This window comes from Protofrankia sp. BMG5.30 (genome assembly GCF_001983005.1).
Classification (GTDB): Bacteria; Actinomycetota; Actinomycetes; order Frankiales; family Frankiaceae; genus Protofrankia; species Protofrankia coriariae.
On sequence record NZ_MOME01000016.1, the window covers coordinates 133,918 to 152,339 of the forward strand.

Sequence of the window (18,422 nt, forward strand, 5' to 3'; positions counted from 1 at the left end):
CACAGGGGAGGTACCCGGGTGGACTGGTGGGATTCGCTCGTCGCGGTCGGGATCGGCGGCCTGGGCGTGGGCCTAGGGCTGCTCGCCCCGTGGCTGGGGATCTCGGTGACCAGCCTCCTGCTGATCGTCGTCGGGGTCCGCGGCGCGCTGGTCCAGGAGCGCGCCGACCTGACCAGCGAGCTGATCAGGACTCGGGGCGGTGGCGGCTGATGGGCCTGGTCCGCTCGCTGTTGCGCGCCTCGGCCGGGCCGCTGTCCGGGATCGCCACCCCGGAGCAGTGGGTCGTGGACTGGTTCCGCGGCGACATCGCGAACTCCTCCGGGGTCCGTGTCGACCAGGACACCGCCCGGATGTACAGCCCGTTCTTCGCCGGCGTCCGCGTCATCAGCGAGGACGTCGGCGGTCTRCCACTGTTCCTCTACGAGCGCCTGGCCCGCGGCAAGCGGCGCGCGACCAGCCACCCGCTGTACCCGCTGCTGCACGATCAGCCGAACCCGATGATGACCAGCGTGCAGCTGCGCGAGACCCTGCAGGGACACGCCATCACCTGGGGCAACGGCGTAGCGCAGCTGGTCACCCACCCGCGCACCGGCGTGATCGAGGAGATCTGGCCACTGCGCCCCGACCGACTGGAGATCAAGGTCAAGCGGACCGGCGCCGGTCAGCTCCAGCGCTGGTACATCTACCGCGATCCGCACCACGGCATCGAGGCGAAGCTGTCGGCCGAGGAGGTCCTGCACATCGCCGGCCTCGGCTTCGACGGGGTGCGGGGCTACTCGATCGTCGAGCTCGCCGCGAACAGCATCGGCCTGGGCCTGGCCACCGAGCACCACGGCAGCAAGTTCTTCAGCAACTCGTCCGCCCCGGGCGGGGCGCTGTCGCATCCGGGCCTRCTCTCTCCCGACGCCCGGAAGCGGATGGCGGATGACTGGGAGAACATCCACCGGGGGATCGACCGCTCCCACCGGGTGGCCATCCTGGAGGAGGGGGTGACCTGGCAGCAGGTCGGGATCCCCAACGACTCCGCCCAGTTCCTCGAGACGAGGAAGCTACAGATCACCGAGATGGCCCGGTGGCTGCGGCTGCCACCCCACAAGATCGGTGACCTCGAGCGGGCGACGTTCAGCAACATCGAGCAGCAGCAGCTCGACTACATCTCCAGCGCGCTGAACATCTGGCTCATCCGGTGGGAGCAGGCGATCCTCACCCAGCTGCTGCTCCCCGACGAGCGGGCCCGCTACTTCCCCGAGCACCTCGTCGACGCGCTGCTGCGCGGGGACACCATGGCCCGCTACCAGGCGTACGCGATCGGCCGGCAGTGGGGCTGGCTGTCCGCGAACGACATCCGCGAGAAAGAGAACGACAACCCCATCGCCGGCGGGGACGCCTACCTGATCCCGCTGAACATGGTCCCCGCCGGCGGGGACGACGCGCGCGCGGCCGCCCGCCGGGCCCGGGCGCTACGCGGCCGCGGGGCCGCCGCCCGCCGCCGCCTCGCCGACGCCTGGGCGCCGAAGATCGAAGCGGCAGATCAGGAGATCGCCGACCTCGAGCACGACGAGGTCAGCGCGCTGCTGGACGCGCACCTGGGGGACGAGCGGGCCCGCTCGCTCGGCTCGTTCCTCGTCGCGCTCCAGGCGCTGTACGCCGCGGACGGGACGATCGGCGAGGCCATGACCGCAGCCTTCCTGCCGATCTTCACCGCGTTCGCGGCCGACGTCGTGACGGACGCCGCCGACGAGGTCGGCCACGACGAGGACATCGACCTGTCCATCTGGGCCCGCGCCTACTCCCTCTCCCACGTCGCCTACCGGCTCGCCTCGTCGTTCGGCCAGCTACGCGGGCGGGCCGAGCAGGCGCCCACCGTCGACGACGTCGTCAACGAGGTTCTCGCCCGGCTGGCGAAGTGGCAGGACGAACGGCCGGCGCAGACCGCCCGCTGGGAGGGCAGCCAGCTGACGAACGCCGCGGCTCGGGAGGCGTGGAAGGAAGCCGGGGTCAAGCGGCTGCGGTGGCGGGCGTCTGGCACGAACTGTCCGTACTGCTCGAAGCTGGACGGTCGTATCGTGGCGATCGACCAGCCGTTCATCGCGAAGGGCGACCAGGTCGACGGCGAGGCCGAGGGAGAGCAGCTCGTCGCGAAGCGGGACACCCGCCACCCACCGATACATCCCGGGTGCGACTGTGTGATCGAACCGGAGCGATCGTGACAGACCCGAGTGGCTACGCCCGCGGCTGGTGGGACGGCTACGGCCAGGGCCGCGACGACGAGGCCGCCGCCCTGCCGATCCCCGGCGGGCCGCCGGCCGAGCAGGACGAGGAGACCCAGCGGGGCACCCGCGCGCAGCACGTGCCCCGCGACCGGCAGCTGTACTCGAGGAGGAACCGGTGAGCATGCGCCACTACGTGCGCGGATACGTCCAGCGTGCCGACAACGCCGACACGAAGGGACCGCTGCGGATCATCGCCGCGACCGAGGGGCGGAAACCGGACGGGCTGAACCTGACGATGGACGGCGCCCGGCTCGGCCGCTTCCAGGCCAACCCGGTGGTCGGCTACGGGCACATGTACTGGGGCCGAGACGGGCTGCCGATCGGCCGGTCCGACAAGACGTGGATCGACGACGGCCGGCTGATGATGGACATCGTCTTCGACGACGGCGACGACTTCGCCCGCACCGTCGAACGCAAGTACCGGGCCGGGATCATGAACGCGTTCTCTATCGGCTTCGACGCGTGGAACATCGGCAAGGACGGTGTCCCGGAGGGCTGGGAGCTCTACGAGGTGTCCGCCGTCCCGCTGCCGATGGACCCCGATGCGATCGTCGAGTCCGGCCGCGCCGGCGACCAGCTCGCGCTGGTCCGCGCACTCGGCGAGCTGCGCGCCGGCGCGGTCCTGAGCAAGGCGAACAAGAAGTTGGTCCAGGACGCGGTCGCCGCGCTGGCCGCGCTCCTGGACGCCGCCGGCGGCACCGACGACGACGACGAGGACGGCCGGCACACCGGGCCGGACCGCGCCCGGCTGCTGCGCCTGGCCGGCCTGTAGCCGTCGCGCCCGGCCGCCCGCGACGGCTCAGGAGACCTGGTTCACGATCAGGTACCCGGGGAAGGTGGGGCCGGAGATCCGCTGGATGTTCCCGCTGCCCGCGCCGCGCTGCCCGGTCAGCACCAGCGTCTTCGCGCCGGTCTCGGCCGCGGTGTACCGGCCGTAGAACGACACGTGCTCGGAGCTGGCTGCGGTATCCAGGGATACCCGCGCGCTGCGCACCACAGCCCCGGTCACGTTGTTCTCACGGATCCGCAGGTCACACTTGTCGGCGCTGACGGACGGTAGCAGCTCCAGCCACGCCTCGATCGCATAGGTGCGCCCCCCGATCAGATCCGCGGAGACGKACAGCAGCACCGTCTCCGTCGTGGTGAACGTGCTGCTGTTCGTGGTCGCTGTCCCGACCGCGATCTCGTGACGGACGTCGCTGGCCCGCGCTCTCTCACCTGCGAGCACCATCACAGCCCCCAGCACACAGGCTTGCACACGGTCAGTTCCTCTCCCGGCTCGTGATCTTTCTCGACACCGTTCACCGCGCGGACCACGGTGAACGTCTGCGGGGACGTCCCGCCGGCGATATCCGTGACGAGCATCCGCTCACCCGCCACGGTGATATCCATCGGGAGCTCGGCGCTGAGGCTGTCGGCCGCGGCCGCGACGAACACGACGTCCATGTACAGGATGTCCGTGGTCGCGGGGGTGCCCGGCACACCCGGATCGACCGTGACCAGCCCGGCTGTCGCCGGGGCGGTGGCCACGCCGGCGAACCGGGTCCACTGGCCGGCGGCCACCGTGGCCGCCTGAATGGTGGATGTGGAGAGGTAGGAGCCACCGGCGGTGAACCAGTTCGCGTTGAGCTGGAGAGCGTGGCCGGTCTCGCACCGCAGCCAGGCGTGGAAGTAGTAGCGCGAGCCCGCCGTCGCGGCCGCCTTCGGCACGCTCTCGACGTAGGCGGTGGCGCTCGTCCCGTCCGGGACGAGCCGGCCGGACCAGGAGCCGGCGAACGGCGCCGGCCGGCCGCCCGCGTCCGGCGGTGTCACCGCCCGGGTCAGCATCCCCCCGAACATGTCCCACCCGCTGGCATCCACCTCGAAGTCGGGGTTGCCGGTCATCCGCCCATCACTGTTGATCCACAGCGGGCCGGTCGGGGTGGCGACCGTCAGCGTGGTGCTGGTGGCGTCGGCGTCCGCGGCCAGGATCGACCCGTCCGACGACCAGCGGCTGGCCGGGTCGTCGTAGACGGCGATGTCCCACGGGCTGGCCGGCTGGCCGTTCCACTGCACCGGCAGCTGCGTACCGGACAGCATCTCCTTCAGGCCCTGCACCAGCTGGCGGATCTGGTCCGGTGGCAGCCACGGCGGCGGGTTGTCGATGGCGATCAGGTCGCCGACGTCCAGGGCCAGCGCGGCCGCGGTGCGCGCAGGGTCGCCGGTGAACAGCGTACGGACGAGGTTGATTCCGATGGTGGGGTAGCGGGACTCGTCTGTGGTCCCCAGGTGCAGCCGCCACCCGGCATGGTCGGGCAGTGTCTCGTCACCGGGCAGACTGACCTCCACGCTGCTCTCGTACCGCCCGACTCCGTCCGGAGGGTCGGCCAGGTTCAGCGGCCCGCTGGTCTGTTGCGCCACCGCCGAGCCCCCACCGGTCCGTTGCACGGTGACAGCGTTACGGGTGCCCTGGTCATCGTCCCGGGGTTTGATAGCGGATATCTCCGCGTTGGCGTAGTCCAGGACGAGCGCGGGCTGCTGGGAATAGAGCGAGGCTCGGGTCCGGTAGACCAGACCGAAAAATCTCCGGTCCTCGTAGAGGATTCCCCCGTCGGTCCGCTCGACCTCACGCAGCAGGTCCAGCAGTGTGTTACTGAGCCGATAGCCCATCACGGTATCGGACCAGCTCCCCTTGACCGCACAGGGAATACCTTCTTCGCCGCACAGCCGGATAAACCGCTCCGCCGCCGTTYCCCCGTGGAACGCGTTCAACTCGTCAAACAGGTCGAATATGTTCTCCGCCGTGTCGTACACGGCGATGTGTCCCAGGACCACGTCCCCCGCGGCACCGGAGTAGTTCATGATGATGGTGCGGGCCTGGCCGACCGTGCGGCCCGACAGGGTCCCGGCCCACTGGGCTCCCACGGACGCGCCGACCTCCAGCACGTGGATGCTGGCGTCGATATCGGCGCCGTCCTGCACCAGGTCGATACTGACCCGTAGCAGCCGGCCATTAACGTCGAACGCGATCGGGCCGCTGTCGAACAGCTCCACCGCGAAAATGTCATAGCACTGGATGCGCAGATTCCCGCTCGCGTCCACGGACAGATGCCAAATCGAACCTGACCCTGACAGCTCGATCCGGCACAGGACCATCGTTGCGGGAACGCCCCCGTCAGGCACGGCCAGCACGAACCGGGTCTGCACGATGTTCGTGCTGGTGTAGTCCGGCACGGCCCCCGTCCAGACGCTCCCGTTCAGCTCGGGCAGCGGGGTGGACGCGCGGAAATCGGCGAACGCGGCGAACCTCGGCTCGCCGGTGAACGTCATGGCCGGCGCGCCGGGGACAGCCGCGCCGATCCGTGTGGCGTCCTGACCATCCTCACAGGGCCAGTAGGCGACAGGCCGGGCCACGGCGCTGCTGATCCCGGTGATGCCCCGGTACAAAGCGGACTTCAGCGGGGTCTTGCCCTGCCCCAGCCGGCGGAGAATGCCGCTGGCCYCGATCGCGGTCCGTACGTCCGCGCCGGACAGGTCCCATTCCTGCGGCCAGTTCGCTACCTCGACGTGGGCGCGCGCGTTCCAGGCCCTCAGCTCAGCGGAGCCGATCAGGCTCCACGGGGTGCCCTGACCGTCGAGGACGTAGAGCGTCCCAGCATTCTGGGTGGTGAAATCGGGGCTGGCTACCAGGGACCCGTCAATACCGTTCCTGATCTGGATCCCGTAGATGGAGGAGAACGCGGCGCCGTCCACCGTCGGGGTGGATTCCCTGGCGCCGATAGACACCTGTGCGGTGCTGTCGTATATGGATGTCACCCCGGTACCGACGACGGGATTCCCGAGCTGTATCCACGGGCCGGCGATGGTGTCGGCGGTGTAGAACGTGACCGTGTGACCGCCCGCACCATTGTTGACGTCCAGGGTGGCCCGGACCGCTTTCCTGCCATGGCGCGGCGCCGGCACACCCGCCGTCGAGAACACGTCTGTGGTGTTCGCCTGGGTGCCGTCGGTCGACCAGCTGAACGTCAGCCCGCCGTTCTCCATGACGAGGGTATAGCTGCGCTGGTTACCGGCAATGTTGAACTTGTCGATCAGGGCGATCGTCGGGCCGTCCCAGGAGAACAGATCCAGGTCGATCCGCAGATCGATATCTCCGACGATGGAGAGCCCTGCCGAGTCAGGCGCCACCACATAGTCCTCGGGGCTCCGGCGGAGAAACACATGACCGGCCGCACCCGACAGATAGGTGCGCAGCGGAGTGTTCCGGCCGAGCCGGCCAAAATACGGGCCGGTCGGGTTACGTGGCGAATAGCGCCCGTCCCTGTTGTCGAGGGTCAGTGCGCAGGACGTGGGCGGGGCCGTGGAGGTTTCGTTGCTGCGACCGCGTGTGATAGCCACGGCCTGCTGCTCGCGCACGTCCCCCAGACCGGTGACGTCGATCCAGCCGCGCTGGACGTACCCGCGTCCGCTGACGTTCCACGTCAGCCCGTGCACGTCGGTGAAGTAGGTGGTGCCCTCGTCCTGCCGGCGGAAATCGGCGTAGGCCACGGACGTCCCGGCGATGCCGTTGTACATCCGGAACGCGTAGATCCGGCCGATCCACCGGTTGGTGTTGGCGAACACGGCCGTCCCACCGTTGCCGGTGCCGAGCTCCAGCGTGGCGGCGGTCGCGGCGATCGCGACTGTGGTTGCCGTGACGATGGGGGTGCCGAGCGGGGTCCACGGGCCGGTGATGTCCGGGGCGGTGTACCAGGTGACGGTGGTACCGCCCGCCCCGTTGTTCACATCCACGGTGACCCTCAGGGCGAGCCGGTACCCGTTCGCCACCGTCGGCGCGAGAGAGGACCGGCCGCGCGCGTCGGCCGTGAGGTTCCCGGCGCTGCCGTCCGGCGACCAGTTGATGACCGGCCGGCCGTCGGCCAGCAGCCGTAGCACCCAGGCCCGGTTGTTCCCCGTCGTGGAGAACTTCGCCGCGATGATCTGATCGACCGCAGGAGTCCAGTCCTGCGCGGCCAGATCCACGCGCAGGTCGATGTCCCCGGTGATGTCGAGGACCGCGGTATCGAGCGTGTAGGCGGCGCTGGTGTTGCCCGCGTTCGACAGCGTCAGGTAAGCGTCGTCGACTTGCAGCTCGACAGTGAGGTCGCCGGCGACGGTCATCTCAACCCTCCTGCCCGAGCGCGGCCACGTCCCCGCCGAAGCGGACCCGGATCGTCTCCTGTAGCCACTGCGTGAAGCTGTCTCCCCCGCCGGGCGCGAAGCTGACGACCAGGCCGCTGGGCTCGACCTTGCCGGTGGACCGCGCCTCCATGTTGATCATGTGTTCGAGCTGTGAGAGGGGCAGGACGGCTTCCTGCTCCGGACCTTCTCCGATCATCGCGAGGGTCGGGCCCGTGGTGATTCCGCCCTCGGCCAGCATCGGCACCCGTGGCATGTGGAACCCCTTACCGCCCAGGCCCGGCACCCAGCTCGGAATGTCGAACCCGATCTTGCCGACTGTGGCGTTCCAGGCCCGGCCGATCATGTTGAAGCCGAAGACGTACGGCGCGGCGATGATCTGTCCGAGTCCGGCCAGCGCGGCGCCGATCATCCGGGGCGAGGAGGTGATGAAGTCGAAGACGGCCCCCGCCCCAGACTTGATCTTGTCGAAGTTCTTCAYGATGGCCACGACCGCCAGGCCTATCGGCCCCGTCAAGATCCCCAACAGGAGCGGCCAGTTGTCCCGTACCCAGTGGTACCCGAACTGGATCACAGCCCAGATCGCCGAAAACGCCGCATCGATGATCTTACGGGCGGTCTCGCTCTGGGTGTAGAGCACGACCATCCCGGCCGCCAGGGCGGTCACCCCGAGGATGATCCACGTGATCGGGCTCGCGGCCATCGCCGCGTTCACCCCCCACACCGCCACGGCGAACACACCCATGGCGGTGGCCAGCACCAGCACGACCGGGCCGAGTACCCGCACCAGCCCCTGATGCTCAGCCAGGAACCCCGACGCACTCGTGAGCACGGGCAGCAGCGCCTCACCGATGCTCATCTTCAGCGAGTTCACCGCCGCGGCCATCTGCTGCGCCGGATCGGCCTCCATCTTGTCGGTCAGCCGACCGGCGGCGCCGGCCGCCGTGTCCATCCCCGAGGCCGCGGCCGCGGTCGCCGGGTTCATCGCCAGCAGTGCCCCGGCCGCCTCCCCGGCCATGTCCCCGAACAGCGCCACCCCGAGCTGGGCCTGCTGGGCGGGATCCTTCACCCCGCGCAGCTTGTCCAGGGTGAGCTGCAGCGCGTCCGCGGCCGGTTTCCCGCCCTTGCCGATGTCGGTGAGCATCTTCCCGGCGTTCAGCCCGAGCGCCTTGAAGCCCTCGGTCGCCCGGTCGGTCTCCTCGGACGTGATGCGCGCGAACTCGTGCAGCACGTCGGCGGCCTGGTCGAGGTCACGGCCACCGGCCTGCACGAACTGGGACATCAGCCCGAACGACGTCTGCGCGTCCAGTCCGATGCGTTTCAGGTGGGTGCCGTACTCGGACACGATCGCCGGCAGGTCCGCGACCATCGACCGCGGGAGCTTCTGCGCCGCGGTGGTCAGGACGTCGAAGGCCTCCTCGGTGTTGTCGACCAGGCCCTGCTTGACCAACTGGCCGGCCGCGGTGGCAGTCTCCCCCACATCGAGCTCGAAGGCCTTCCCGAGCGCCATCGCGCTCTTGGTCATCTGCTGCAGCTGGGCGTCGGTGTAGGCGCCCATGTCGCCGACGGCCGAGATGACCGAGGCGACCGAGTCGCTGACCTCGTCGAGTCCCTCGCCGAAGCCGGCGCCGAAGACGTCGCCGGCGATCCCGCCGGCCCGCTGCGCCTCCACCTCGGTCAACCCCAGCTGGGTTTGCAGGGAGCTCTGGGCGGATGCGATGTCCATCGCCGACCCGAGCCCGGTCGCGAACGCCAGCCCGGCCAGGCCGCCGGCGGCCGCCGCCGGCGCGGCCAGCCGCTCCATCCCCCGGGTGACCCGCGAGGCACCTTCCTCGGTGTCGTCTTCGACGCCGATGCGGATGAGGAGCTCTTCCAGGAGCGTCACCGGCGCCGCCCCCGCCGCGCCTGGTCCGCCACGTCGTAGCCGGCCTGAATGCCCTTGATCGCAGCCAGGATCTCCTGCGGGGTCTTACGCGCCCGGCGCCGTGACCAGACGATGAGATGGTCCCGCAGGTGCGGGCGCCGCCCCCGCTTCATGTGGGGGGAGACGACGTCCATGCCCAGCCGGGCGACCAGCAGGTCGTACCTGCGCGGCGTGACGGGGCCGTACAGGTTCTGGTAGGCGATCATCCGGATGATCTCTCTTTCGGTGAACCGGTCCAGTACCTCGCTGGGGGGCATGCGGAACGCGACGGCCAGGTCGTACTGGATCTTTAGTTCTGGCCGCCCGAGAAATCCTCCTCAGCGTCCTTGACCTTCTCCACGAAATCCTTGTCGTCATCGGAAAGATGTTTCACCAGCTCGAACAGGCCGTTCACAATCCCGGCGGACTTCTTCCGGAGGATCGCCACCCCTTCCTTAAGCTCTGGGAAGACCAACTCGCCGCTCTCCTGGTCGTAGAGAGCCTTCGCGACGATCTCAGCCTTGTTGGTACGCACGGCCATTTCGGCGTCCGCATTCCGGCCCTGCTTCACCGTGAGCCGGCTGAGCTTGTTCTGGTACTCCTCCCAGTCCTCGTCAGGCAGGCCGCGGACCTGGAACATGACCCCGGGAGCCCACTCCGGGATCTCGACGTCGTCCTGGTGGCGGATGTCGTCCGCGGCGCGGATAAGGTCTTTCAGCCCCATGATTCAGACTCCTCCCGGTCAGGTGGCGGTCAGCGTCGGCTTACCGCTGATCTTGAATGTGACGGTGCGTTCCATCTTGTCGTCGTGCGGGAATTCATCACCAATGTTGGTGATCAGTGCGCTGAATTCCCAGGTGTGCTCGTCGGCCTCACCGGGGAGGATGACCACCTGGTAATCCCGCAGCGGCTTCTCCTCGAAATCGGCATCGAGGTCCGCGTGGGTGACCGCGCCCGGATCGTAGTTGATGGTGATCTCCACCTCCCCGCCGTCCTTCAACCCCTTCACGAACTCCCGGTACTGGTCCGGTGAGTCGTGGGCGGTGACCTCGATCCCCTCCCTCTCCCGGGACGGACCGGAGACATCGCTCACATTCGCGATCGCGGCGAATACTCCGGCGCCCGTGGTGTCCCGCTTGAACTGCGTACCGAACGCGTCTATGCCGGGCATTTTTCCTCCGTTACTCCTGTGCTGTGATGACCAGGAACTGCAAAACGCGGTGGCGGATCTCCGGGTCGGGGTCCCGCATGGCCTGCTGACGCAGGTAGCGGGTCACGATGTGCCGCCAGCCATCGATCAGGAGCGCCTGATGGTCCAGCAGTCTGATGATCTGGTTCGCGATGTCGGCTCCCTGGGAATGGCCGCGCTCCCTCGTCCACACATGGATGTCCATGACGCTCTCCCGGCCAAACCCACCATGATCGTTATCCGGGGTTTCGACAGCATCCCCGAGGGTCACATAGGGGAATTCCTGACCCTCCGGAACGTCATCGAAAACACCGGTTATCACGTCAGCCGCCCATCAACGTCGTATCGGAAACGAGCAGATCATAGATAGCTATTTGCATCGGACCTATCGGCGAGCCCGACCCGCCGACCACGGGCAGGCCACCGCTGGCGAGCCACCCGGTCAGCACCTCATAGACCGCCCGCTGGATCGGCCCCATCGCGCTCTCGGCAGGCACGCCGAGGTCTGGCGGTGGCTCGTCGCCGGGCGCCGGTGCACGCAGCACGAGCGGCGGCCGTCCCCGGACGCGCCTCGCAGCCGGCAGCACCACGATCGGCGCCGGGGTGCTCGGCGCCACCACGACCGGGGCGTCCCCCGCCACGGCCCGGGAGATCAGCGCCGGCGCCGGGACCAGCCGCGGCGACTGCCGCGTGACGATGACCGGCAGCGGGACGACCGTGTCCTCCAGCGACCCCCGGGAGATCACCGGTGGGCGTACCGGTACCGGCCGGACCCGCGGGGCGACGATGACCGGTGCAGGGGTCGTCAGGACCGGGTCGTCGACGAGCGCGCCCCGCAGCACCAGCGGGGCTGGCGGCCGTGGCCGCGGCCGCGGCGCGGCCACCACCAGCGGCGCCGGCGCCGCCACCGCCGGCTCGGCGATCGTCTCCTCGGCCGAGGACCGCAGAATGATCGCCGCTGCCGGTGTCCGTCGCGGCGGCCGCGGCGAGACCACGACCGGCGCCGGCGGTACAGCCGCTGCCGGCGCTGCCACGTCCTCCAGCGACGACCGGGAGATCAGCGCCGGCGCCGGAACCAGCCGCGGCGGCTGCCGCGTGACGACGACCGGCAGCGGAGCCGCCAGCGCCGGCGGCGGGACGTCCTCCAGGGAGGACCGGCTGACGATCGGCGCGTGCGGCAGCCGCCGCCGAGCCGGGGCAGCGACGACCAGCGGAGCCGGTGTCGTCAGGACCGGTTCGTCCTCCAGCGACCCACGGGAGATCACCGAAGGATTCGGATGGCTCCGCCCGGTGATCGCCATGGCCGCCTCCTACCCGGGCGGTCAGCAGCGCTCGAACCACAGCGTCGCGTTCGCGTTCACGATCGCCGGCGCCGTGCACCTGACCGCGATCAGGCTGGAAGCTGCACAGTCCGGGGAATCCCCCAGCGGCCAGTCGTAAATGGCGAGCCCACCGTTCGGAGTAAGCGTGTACCGGTCGATGACCGTGGGTGTGGTGGGCTCGGCCGAATAGTTGTATTTGCTGGTGAAACCCGGGGTCACTGTCCGGCCATAAATCTGGTTGACGGTGCCAGCCGTACCGGTCCCATCCGTCGTGAACGACACGATCTCGACCAGGACCGGTGCCGCCGAGGCGGTGACACCGTCGAAACTGATCCTGACCTTTTTCAAATCGACACCGAACTGGCTCGGCGCGATCACCGAAAGGATCGATTTCGGTGTCGCAGCAGCCAGGGCAACGGCGGCGCCGACAGCGGCGCTGTATCCGGCTTTGGCCATGAGAGATCTCCTTACCAGGTAGCGGCACGCACCAGGGCTGCCGTAGAAACAACGGGGGCGGGGGTCGCGGCTGCCAAGCCGGCAACCGGGCCAATGGGCCCGGCGTCCGACCAGGCGACACCATCGAAACTGAGCTCCGTGTTCGCCGCCGAACTGATGATCCCAGCGCGGAAGCGGTCGACCGGGCCGTTGCTGCCGGTGCTGACGCCGGATATGGATAGGGTTTCCGTGGCGGTCGTGTCGTCCGGGTTACCGAAATAACAACGCACGGTCATACTGCCCGCCGTAGTGGAGACCACCTCATCCATTTCGACGCGGAACCATTGACTGAGCGGAAAATCGGCCGCGCTGGTTCCGCCTAGTGATCCGGACGAATACAGGAAAGCGAGTTTCCCTGAGCTGTTGAGCCGAACAGTTCCCACGATGGTGGTGCCAACGAGAAAACGCATCAGGTTCAGGTTCGATCCGGGGACAGATCCCGTACGGATATAAGCGCGGGAGTAGACCGCCGTGGCGCTGACACCGGACGTCCATGACAGATACGGGGAACCCGCCGTACCGCCGGTCGCCAGCCGCGCCGAGACGAGACCGTGCGCCGCAAGGGCCGTGTCACCCTCGACCGTGCTGCCGTCGAGGTTGACGACATCCCAGGCGTCGCCGCTTCCAGCGCCCGAGTTCGCGGCGGTGATGGTGACGCCGTCCGCCTGGCCCTCGAAGCTGTTCTGCTTCTGCGCCACCTCTCACCTCACCTCCTCTGAACGACAGTCAGCGCAGTTCCCTGCGGATCTCGACCCGCAGCTGCTCCTTGAGGACCTCCCGGGCGGCCTCGGCCGCCGGACGCAACGCCGGACGCTTCCTGATCTTCGCCGTGCCCTCCTCGTGGAACGCCGCGTAGTAGTACGGCGTCCGGTCACCCAGCCAGCCCACCTCGGCGACCAGGCCGTCCTGCTCGTACTCGATGTCGACGTTGTGCAGCAGGCCGCCGGTGTCGACCCGGACCTGGGCCTGGGTGTCGCGGCGGACCTCCTCGGCCGTGGTCCGTACCGCGCGGCGTACCGCCTCGTTGACCTCGTTGCCCAGGTCGGCCAGCCGCCGCGCCAGCCGGTCGAGCCCTTCGATCCGGACCGTGCTCCGATCGCTGCTGGCCATCGGTCACCGTTTCCCCAGCGCGCGGCGGATCGCGGTGAGCTCCCCGACGACCGCCAGCAGCGCCCAGCCCACCGCCTCCAGCGGGGTGGCCTGGATGTCGCGGGCCAGAATCTCCTGGGCGCGGGTCCGGCAGTACTCCGGCCCGGCCGGCGGCGCTTTCGGGCCGGCCATCAGGTTCCCATCTGGACCACGGCGACGGTCACGGTCGTGACCGCGCTGTAGGTGATCGCCGCCCGGCCGTTCGCGCCCCGGAAGACGCTGGCCAGGGGCAGGATGCCGTGCTTGCCGGCGGGGACGACCAGCGTCGCGTTCTCCACGTCCAGGCCCTTGACCGTGCCGGGCGTGGCGAAGGTCGCCGTGACTGTGCCGCCCGAGCCGTTGTTCAGGTAGAAGAACAGGCCCGGGCCGACCGGGGCGGTGTCACCGCCGCCGGCCGCGGCCACGGCGGCGGCGCCCAGATCGGGCCGGCCCCCATCGATGGGCGCGGACACGGGGGTGAGGTCAGCCATTCGTTTCCCCTTCGCTCTGGACCAGTTCGCCGTGGGCCTTGCGGTAGCGGACGCTCGACGGCCGCATCACGCCGGCGACCCGCCACACCTCGCCGCTGTCCGGGTCGCGCAGCTCGTCGCCGCGGCGGACATCGTCGGTCGGCAGCAGGTAGATGCCGTCGGTCTGCTCGGACTGGGTCTGCACGGCCAGCAGCCGCTCCGCGTCCGACGGCTGATCCACTTTTGCCCGGACGTCCGACGGCTGCCGGACGTAGACAGTGCGGTAGCCGCCGGCGCCGTCCTGTGTCCGGGTCGGCCGCCACACCTGCAACGTCCGGTTCAGCCAGTGCCCGATCATGTGCGGGCCCGGTAGGAGCCAAGGGCTCGCACGTCGGACGCGGACAGGGCCATCCCGACCGCGCCACCGTCGGACGTCGCGAACGACCGGGAATGATCCCCGAGGGATTCGGACGCCAGCAAGGCCGGGTTGTTCCACGCGGCCGCCGCCAGCCGGAGAATGATCCGCTTCACCCCGTTCGGGATGGTGGCGTACCCGGCGGTGTAGACGACCTCGGTGGACCGGTCCGTCGTCGGCCACCAGGCGCCCACCCGGGTCAGGATCCCGGACGCCGACCAGGTGTAGTCCGCGGCCGCCCCCTCGACGAGCAGCTCGTCGTCCGCGTCGTCCCGCAGCCACGTCACCGACGTGACAGACGTGACGGGCCACCGCGGCAGGAGCAGTTTCCGGCTTCCGGTGCCGGGCGAGTCCGGCCAGCGGTCCGACCGCGTCGGCGCGTCCAGGATCACCGTGTCGGTGGACTGCTCCAGTGGCTGGCCGGTCTCGTCCTCGACCGCGCCCTCCGCCATGCCGATAAGCAGGTCGGCCCGGGCGGTCTCCTCAGCGCTGAACGCGTCCTGACCGAGCAGGAGCCGCAGGTCCTCCGCGGTGGYGTACGCCATCAGCCCGCGCCGTCACCCTCGCCGGCGGCCGCGCGGATGACGGCGATGATGTCCGCCTTCTTGCTCGCCTCGCCGAGGTCTATGTCGTGCTCGTCGGCGTACTCCCGGAGCTCGTCGACGGTGAGCCGGTCCAGCGGCTTGTCCGCCGGCGCCGGCGGGGCTGCCAGCTCGGGCTGGCGGCGCAGCCGGTCCCGCAACCGCGGCTTCGGCTGGTCGACGGCGACGCAGTCACCGGCGGCGATCCGCTTCGCCGCGTCTTGCTCGGGAAGATCCCTGACGTCTCCGGGCTGCGCGCTGAACACGGGGTTGGCGACCCGGCGCAGAAACCTGACCTTCATCAGGGCTTCACCCGGCCGAGACCCCGCACGACTGTGGCCGACGCCACCAGCGTCGGAGTCGTACCGGCCACCACCGTGATCGCTACCCGTACATAGCGCTTGATGCCGTGGTAGCCGATCGTGTAGACGGCCAGGTCGTTCGCGTCGGTGATGACCGGCTCGGCGCCGTCGAGATTGCTGGCAGCGACCGCGGTAAAGGTGCTGTTGTCGGCGGACTCCTGCACCTTGAAGGTGAACGACGGTGTGGTGCCGCCGGCGGCACCGGCGTCGATCACGATCATCGCGCCGTCGTAGTTCGCCAGGTCCACACCGGTGCCGTTCGCCGCGGCCGTGCGGGACGCGGGCGCCAGGGACTGCACCACCGACAGGTGGTTTTTGATGTCATTCCTCATCCTTGTTCCTTTCTCAGAGTCTCACATCATTACTGTGATCTTCGTAAAGAAAGGGTGTTTACGGCACCACGTCGTTCGACTGGAGCCTGACGAACGGCTCCTCCAGCACCGGCATCGCGTCCACCTCGGCACGGCCGATAAACCCTATCTGGTTCGTCTCCGCGTAGAGCTCGACGAGCCGCTGCACCTCGAACTGCAAGGCGTCGACGATCCAGTAGAAAGAGAAATCTCCCAGAAGACCGACGTAGTCGTTGTTCGCGAACGTCGACGGCGCGAACTCCGACAGGATGTACGGGATATCGAGGATCGTGTCCGGCCGGTCGGTCGCCAGACCAGGCCGCCAGACGTAGTTGCCGTCGCCGTCCTTCAACTTCCGGACGGATGCGAGTACCAGCCGGTGGAAAAGCCACTGCGCCCGCGGGTGGTATTGCGGTTTCAGGGTGTATTTCGCGTCGATCAGATCGTCCGCCGCGTTACCCGTGGCCACGTTGACGAACGTCGCCGCGTCGGTCGAGATATCGACATCCCGCGCGGTCGAGATGCCGTCCGCGCTGGCGGTGAACAGCCCCAGCGGTTTCTGGTTACCGTCACCGGTCATGAACGCGTTCTCCTGCGCGGTCGCGTGCCGGTAGGCGAGCCGGTCCCGCACGATCGCCTCCGGCCCGATCGCCGCCACCCGCAGCAATTTCCGGCTGACGAGGACCCGCTTCGCCAGCGGATGCGGCCGCAGCTCCCGCTTCCCGAACTGCAGGCCGTCGTCCTGCGTGCCGGTGCCCACCTCGGATGTCCACTCCGCGTCCGCCAGGTCGCTGTCCCGGGTCGGCACTCCCAGGGACTCCGACGTGGTCAGACGCTGCACGGTCGCCAGCCCCCGTAGCGGTGTCAGGTCGTCGACCACGGCGAGCAGCTGCTGCACGAACTGCTCCGGGGCGACGAGGAACCCGCCGTCGGGGTCGTTGCCGGCGTTGAGCGCGCGGGCCTGCGCGRCCGTCAGCGCGGACCGGCCACCCACCAGGAACGACCGCCAGGCCGCCATCTGGTCGTCGCCGCCGCGGTTGCCGGGGCCGTCCGGCTCGTCCGGGTCGTCGTCGAGCCGGTCACGCTCGTCGTCCAGGAGCCGTTGCGCCCGGTCGATGGTGGCGTCGACCTGGTCGCGTTCGTCGAGCAACTGATCGAAGGTCGCCTCTTCCTCCGGGGTCAGGTTCCGGCCGGCCGTCGAGGCCACATCCATGATCGCTTTGGCGTCGGCGCCGAGCTTGGTGCGCTTCGCCTTCAACTCACGGATCTTCACTGTCATCTGGGCTCCAGCACGAAGAAGGCAGCGCCACAGCAGCACTACATCGACAGATCTTCCGTCGTAACAGCAGCGAGACGGAAGAATTTTCGATTCAGGCTACTCTGAGCCCATGCCAGAGATCGCCGACACCGGAACGTGTCGGCCGTGACCGGCGCCGAGGAAGCGATCCTCCGCATAGCCGCCCTGATCACGGCTCTCTCCGTCATCACCGGCGTCCTGATCGTCACCGCGCGGCGCGGCTGGCATGTGGTCCGCCGCATCGTGGAAACCCACGAGATGCTCGGCACGGTCGACGGCCGACTCCAAGGGCTGGCCGTCGACGTCCTGGCCATCGGCGAGCGGCTCGACAGCCACCTGGACGGCCACCCGTGAGCGATACCGAGCCGTGGTGGCGCCAGGCCGACAGGTGGTCTGCGCAGCGGCGCCTGACGTGGGCGGAGTGGGAGGTCCGCCAGGACTACACCCGCTCTGAGCCACCGGAGTGGATGCGCCCGGCCGGCCGGCCACCGGCGGAGACGATCGCGGCCCGGCTGCTCTCGGCCCTGCTCATCATCGCTGTGGGCGCTGTGCCCGCGGCAGTGTGCATCTGGTCGCTGCGGTGACCTGGTCGACCCGGGCCCTGGCCGCAGTCCTGCTCGCGCTGGCGATCGCCAGCAGTGTCATCGTGATCAGGAACTGGTGAGGAGATCGTCATGCCCCACATTGTCGAAACATTCGCCTTCCGTCCGGTCCGCAACACGGATGGCAAGGGGATCGTCCCCATCGGCCTCGTCCTGCACGTCGCCMAGGGCAACGGCTCTCAGTTCAACTGGTTCAACGACCCGCGCTCTCAGGTGTCGTCGAACTTATGGGCGGGCAAGGCCGGGCAGCGCGAGCAGTACGTGCCCTCGGACGTCCGGGCCTGGGCCCAGCTCGGCGGGAACGGTACCTACAACTCGATCGAAACCGAGGGCTTCGACACCGAGGCGCTGACCCCCGAGCAGATCGAGAGCGTGGCCGTCGCCTACGCCGACGGGGTGCACGCCTTCGGCTGGGCGCTGGCGGTGACGGACACGCCCGGCCAGTCCGGGCTGATCACCCACGGGGCCGGCGCGGCGAGCTGGGGCAACCACCCGGGCTGTCCCGGCGGCATCCGGACCGGCCAGCGCCATCAGATCATCGCCCAGGCGGCTCAGCTCGTCGACGACTCCGGCTCACCCACGCCACCGGCCGTCGTCGCCCTCCAGCACGCGGTGCACGTGATCGCCGACGGCATCTGGGGACCGGTCACCGACGCCGCCCTGGCCGCCGTGCGCACCCACCAGTGGACCCGCGCCGAGCAGGCCGCCGTCGGCACCGTCGTCGACGGCGCCTGGGGCCCCCGGTCGCAGGCCGCCTACGTCGCGACGGTGCGGACGATCCAATCCATCCTCGCTGTGGCCGTCGACGGCGTCTGGGGGCCGGCCACCGACCGGGCGTTCGTCGCCGCCCGCAGTACCTACTTCATCGGCTGACCTCA

25 protein-coding genes are annotated in these 18,422 nt (G+C 69.2%); 7 read left to right on the top strand and 18 right to left on the bottom strand.

Going from position 1 to position 18,422, the window contains the following annotated elements; genetic code table 11:
- Positions 1-18 precede the first annotated feature (18 nt).
- Genes BL254_RS10710 through BL254_RS10725 form a run of 4 tightly spaced genes read left to right on the top strand, consistent with a single transcriptional unit; the run spans position 19 to position 3,045 of the window.
- A complete protein-coding gene (locus BL254_RS10710) occupies positions 19-210 on the top strand; it encodes a hypothetical protein (protein ID WP_047222931.1) in 192 nt (63 codons plus the stop codon).
- Positions 210-2,210 (top strand): phage portal protein, encoded by a 2,001-nt coding sequence (locus BL254_RS10715; protein WP_052914565.1) that lies wholly within the window; start codon positions 210-212, stop codon positions 2,208-2,210. Before BL254_RS10710 ends, BL254_RS10715 begins: the two co-directional genes overlap by 1 nt.
- Positions 2,207-2,392: a hypothetical protein gene (locus tag BL254_RS10720; RefSeq protein ID WP_047222932.1), complete on the top strand. Its 186-nt coding sequence runs from the start codon at positions 2,207-2,209 to the stop codon at positions 2,390-2,392. Before BL254_RS10715 ends, BL254_RS10720 begins: the two co-directional genes overlap by 4 nt.
- Positions 2,389-3,045 (top strand): hypothetical protein, encoded by a 657-nt coding sequence (locus BL254_RS10725; protein ID WP_139342268.1) that lies wholly within the window; start codon positions 2,389-2,391, stop codon positions 3,043-3,045. Before BL254_RS10720 ends, BL254_RS10725 begins: the two co-directional genes overlap by 4 nt.
- Positions 3,046-3,072: 27 nt before the next feature.
- Here BL254_RS10725 and BL254_RS10730 read toward each other — a convergent pair whose 3' ends face one another.
- Genes BL254_RS10730 through BL254_RS10810 form a run of 18 tightly spaced genes read right to left on the bottom strand, consistent with a single transcriptional unit; the run spans position 3,073 to position 16,924 of the window.
- On the bottom strand, positions 3,073-3,504 hold the full coding sequence (locus BL254_RS10730) for a hypothetical protein (protein WP_175648344.1): 432 nt from the start codon (positions 3,502-3,504) through the stop codon (positions 3,073-3,075).
- A complete protein-coding gene (locus tag BL254_RS10735; protein WP_076843217.1) occupies positions 3,504-7,412 on the bottom strand; it encodes a hypothetical protein in 3,909 nt (1,302 codons plus the stop codon). Before BL254_RS10735 ends, BL254_RS10730 begins: the two co-directional genes overlap by 1 nt.
- 1 nt (position 7,413) lies before the next feature.
- Complete coding sequence (locus BL254_RS10740; protein ID WP_083730971.1) at positions 7,414-9,315, bottom strand: phage tail tape measure protein; 1,902 nt, start codon at positions 9,313-9,315, stop codon at positions 7,414-7,416.
- Positions 9,312-9,611: a hypothetical protein gene (locus tag BL254_RS10745; RefSeq protein ID WP_047222936.1), complete on the bottom strand. Its 300-nt coding sequence runs from the start codon at positions 9,609-9,611 to the stop codon at positions 9,312-9,314. The genes BL254_RS10740 and BL254_RS10745 overlap by 4 nt, the downstream gene beginning before the upstream one ends.
- A 32-nt stretch (positions 9,612-9,643) precedes the next feature.
- Complete coding sequence (locus tag BL254_RS10750; RefSeq protein ID WP_047222937.1) at positions 9,644-10,057, bottom strand: hypothetical protein; 414 nt, start codon at positions 10,055-10,057, stop codon at positions 9,644-9,646.
- Positions 10,058-10,075: 18 nt separating this feature from the next.
- A complete protein-coding gene (locus BL254_RS10755; protein ID WP_047222938.1) occupies positions 10,076-10,504 on the bottom strand; it encodes a phage tail tube protein in 429 nt (142 codons plus the stop codon).
- Between the two features lie 10 nt (positions 10,505-10,514).
- Entirely contained in the window at positions 10,515-10,844 is a 330-nt protein-coding gene (locus BL254_RS10760) for a DUF3168 domain-containing protein (RefSeq protein ID WP_047222939.1), read from the bottom strand.
- A 1-nt stretch (position 10,845) separates the two neighbouring features.
- Positions 10,846-11,823 carry a hypothetical protein gene (locus BL254_RS10765; RefSeq protein WP_076843218.1) on the bottom strand — a complete coding sequence of 326 codons (978 nt, stop codon included), beginning with the start codon at positions 11,821-11,823 and terminating at the stop codon, positions 10,846-10,848.
- Positions 11,824-11,844: 21 nt separating this feature from the next.
- Positions 11,845-12,300 (bottom strand): hypothetical protein, encoded by a 456-nt coding sequence (locus BL254_RS10770; RefSeq protein ID WP_047222940.1) that lies wholly within the window; start codon positions 12,298-12,300, stop codon positions 11,845-11,847.
- An 11-nt stretch (positions 12,301-12,311) separates the two neighbouring features.
- Positions 12,312-13,037 (bottom strand): hypothetical protein, encoded by a 726-nt coding sequence (locus BL254_RS10775; protein WP_047222941.1) that lies wholly within the window; start codon positions 13,035-13,037, stop codon positions 12,312-12,314.
- 28 nt (positions 13,038-13,065) lie between these two features.
- Positions 13,066-13,449 (bottom strand): HK97-gp10 family putative phage morphogenesis protein, encoded by a 384-nt coding sequence (locus BL254_RS10780; RefSeq protein ID WP_047222942.1) that lies wholly within the window; start codon positions 13,447-13,449, stop codon positions 13,066-13,068.
- A gap of 3 nt (positions 13,450-13,452) precedes the next feature.
- A complete protein-coding gene (locus BL254_RS26985) occupies positions 13,453-13,620 on the bottom strand; it encodes a hypothetical protein (RefSeq protein WP_157180463.1) in 168 nt (55 codons plus the stop codon).
- Entirely contained in the window at positions 13,620-13,958 is a 339-nt protein-coding gene (locus BL254_RS10785; protein WP_047222943.1) for a hypothetical protein, read from the bottom strand. The genes BL254_RS26985 and BL254_RS10785 overlap by 1 nt, the downstream gene beginning before the upstream one ends.
- On the bottom strand, positions 13,951-14,295 hold the full coding sequence (locus tag BL254_RS10790; RefSeq protein ID WP_047222944.1) for a head-tail adaptor protein: 345 nt from the start codon (positions 14,293-14,295) through the stop codon (positions 13,951-13,953). Before BL254_RS10790 ends, BL254_RS10785 begins: the two co-directional genes overlap by 8 nt.
- Positions 14,292-14,897 carry a hypothetical protein gene (locus BL254_RS10795; RefSeq protein WP_076843219.1) on the bottom strand — a complete coding sequence of 202 codons (606 nt, stop codon included), beginning with the start codon at positions 14,895-14,897 and terminating at the stop codon, positions 14,292-14,294. Before BL254_RS10795 ends, BL254_RS10790 begins: the two co-directional genes overlap by 4 nt.
- Positions 14,897-15,235, bottom strand: coding sequence for a hypothetical protein (locus BL254_RS10800; protein WP_076843220.1), 339 nt, complete (start codon positions 15,233-15,235; stop codon positions 14,897-14,899). The genes BL254_RS10795 and BL254_RS10800 overlap by 1 nt, the downstream gene beginning before the upstream one ends.
- On the bottom strand, positions 15,235-15,627 hold the full coding sequence (locus BL254_RS10805; RefSeq protein ID WP_047222946.1) for a hypothetical protein: 393 nt from the start codon (positions 15,625-15,627) through the stop codon (positions 15,235-15,237). Before BL254_RS10805 ends, BL254_RS10800 begins: the two co-directional genes overlap by 1 nt.
- A 58-nt stretch (positions 15,628-15,685) precedes the next feature.
- Entirely contained in the window at positions 15,686-16,924 is a 1,239-nt protein-coding gene (locus BL254_RS10810; RefSeq protein ID WP_139342270.1) for a phage major capsid protein, read from the bottom strand.
- Between the two features lie 144 nt (positions 16,925-17,068).
- On the opposite strand from BL254_RS10810, the gene BL254_RS10815 reads away from it, so the two are divergent.
- From BL254_RS10815 to BL254_RS10825, 3 genes are all read left to right on the top strand, one after another.
- Positions 17,069-17,296: a hypothetical protein gene (locus BL254_RS10815; RefSeq protein WP_047222948.1), complete on the top strand. Its 228-nt coding sequence runs from the start codon at positions 17,069-17,071 to the stop codon at positions 17,294-17,296.
- Positions 17,293-17,526, top strand: coding sequence for a hypothetical protein (locus BL254_RS10820; RefSeq protein ID WP_047222949.1), 234 nt, complete (start codon positions 17,293-17,295; stop codon positions 17,524-17,526). The genes BL254_RS10815 and BL254_RS10820 overlap by 4 nt, the downstream gene beginning before the upstream one ends.
- A gap of 90 nt (positions 17,527-17,616) precedes the next feature.
- Positions 17,617-18,417: an N-acetylmuramoyl-L-alanine amidase gene (locus tag BL254_RS10825; RefSeq protein ID WP_076843222.1), complete on the top strand. Its 801-nt coding sequence runs from the start codon at positions 17,617-17,619 to the stop codon at positions 18,415-18,417.
- The last annotated feature ends 5 nt before the right edge of the window (positions 18,418-18,422 follow it).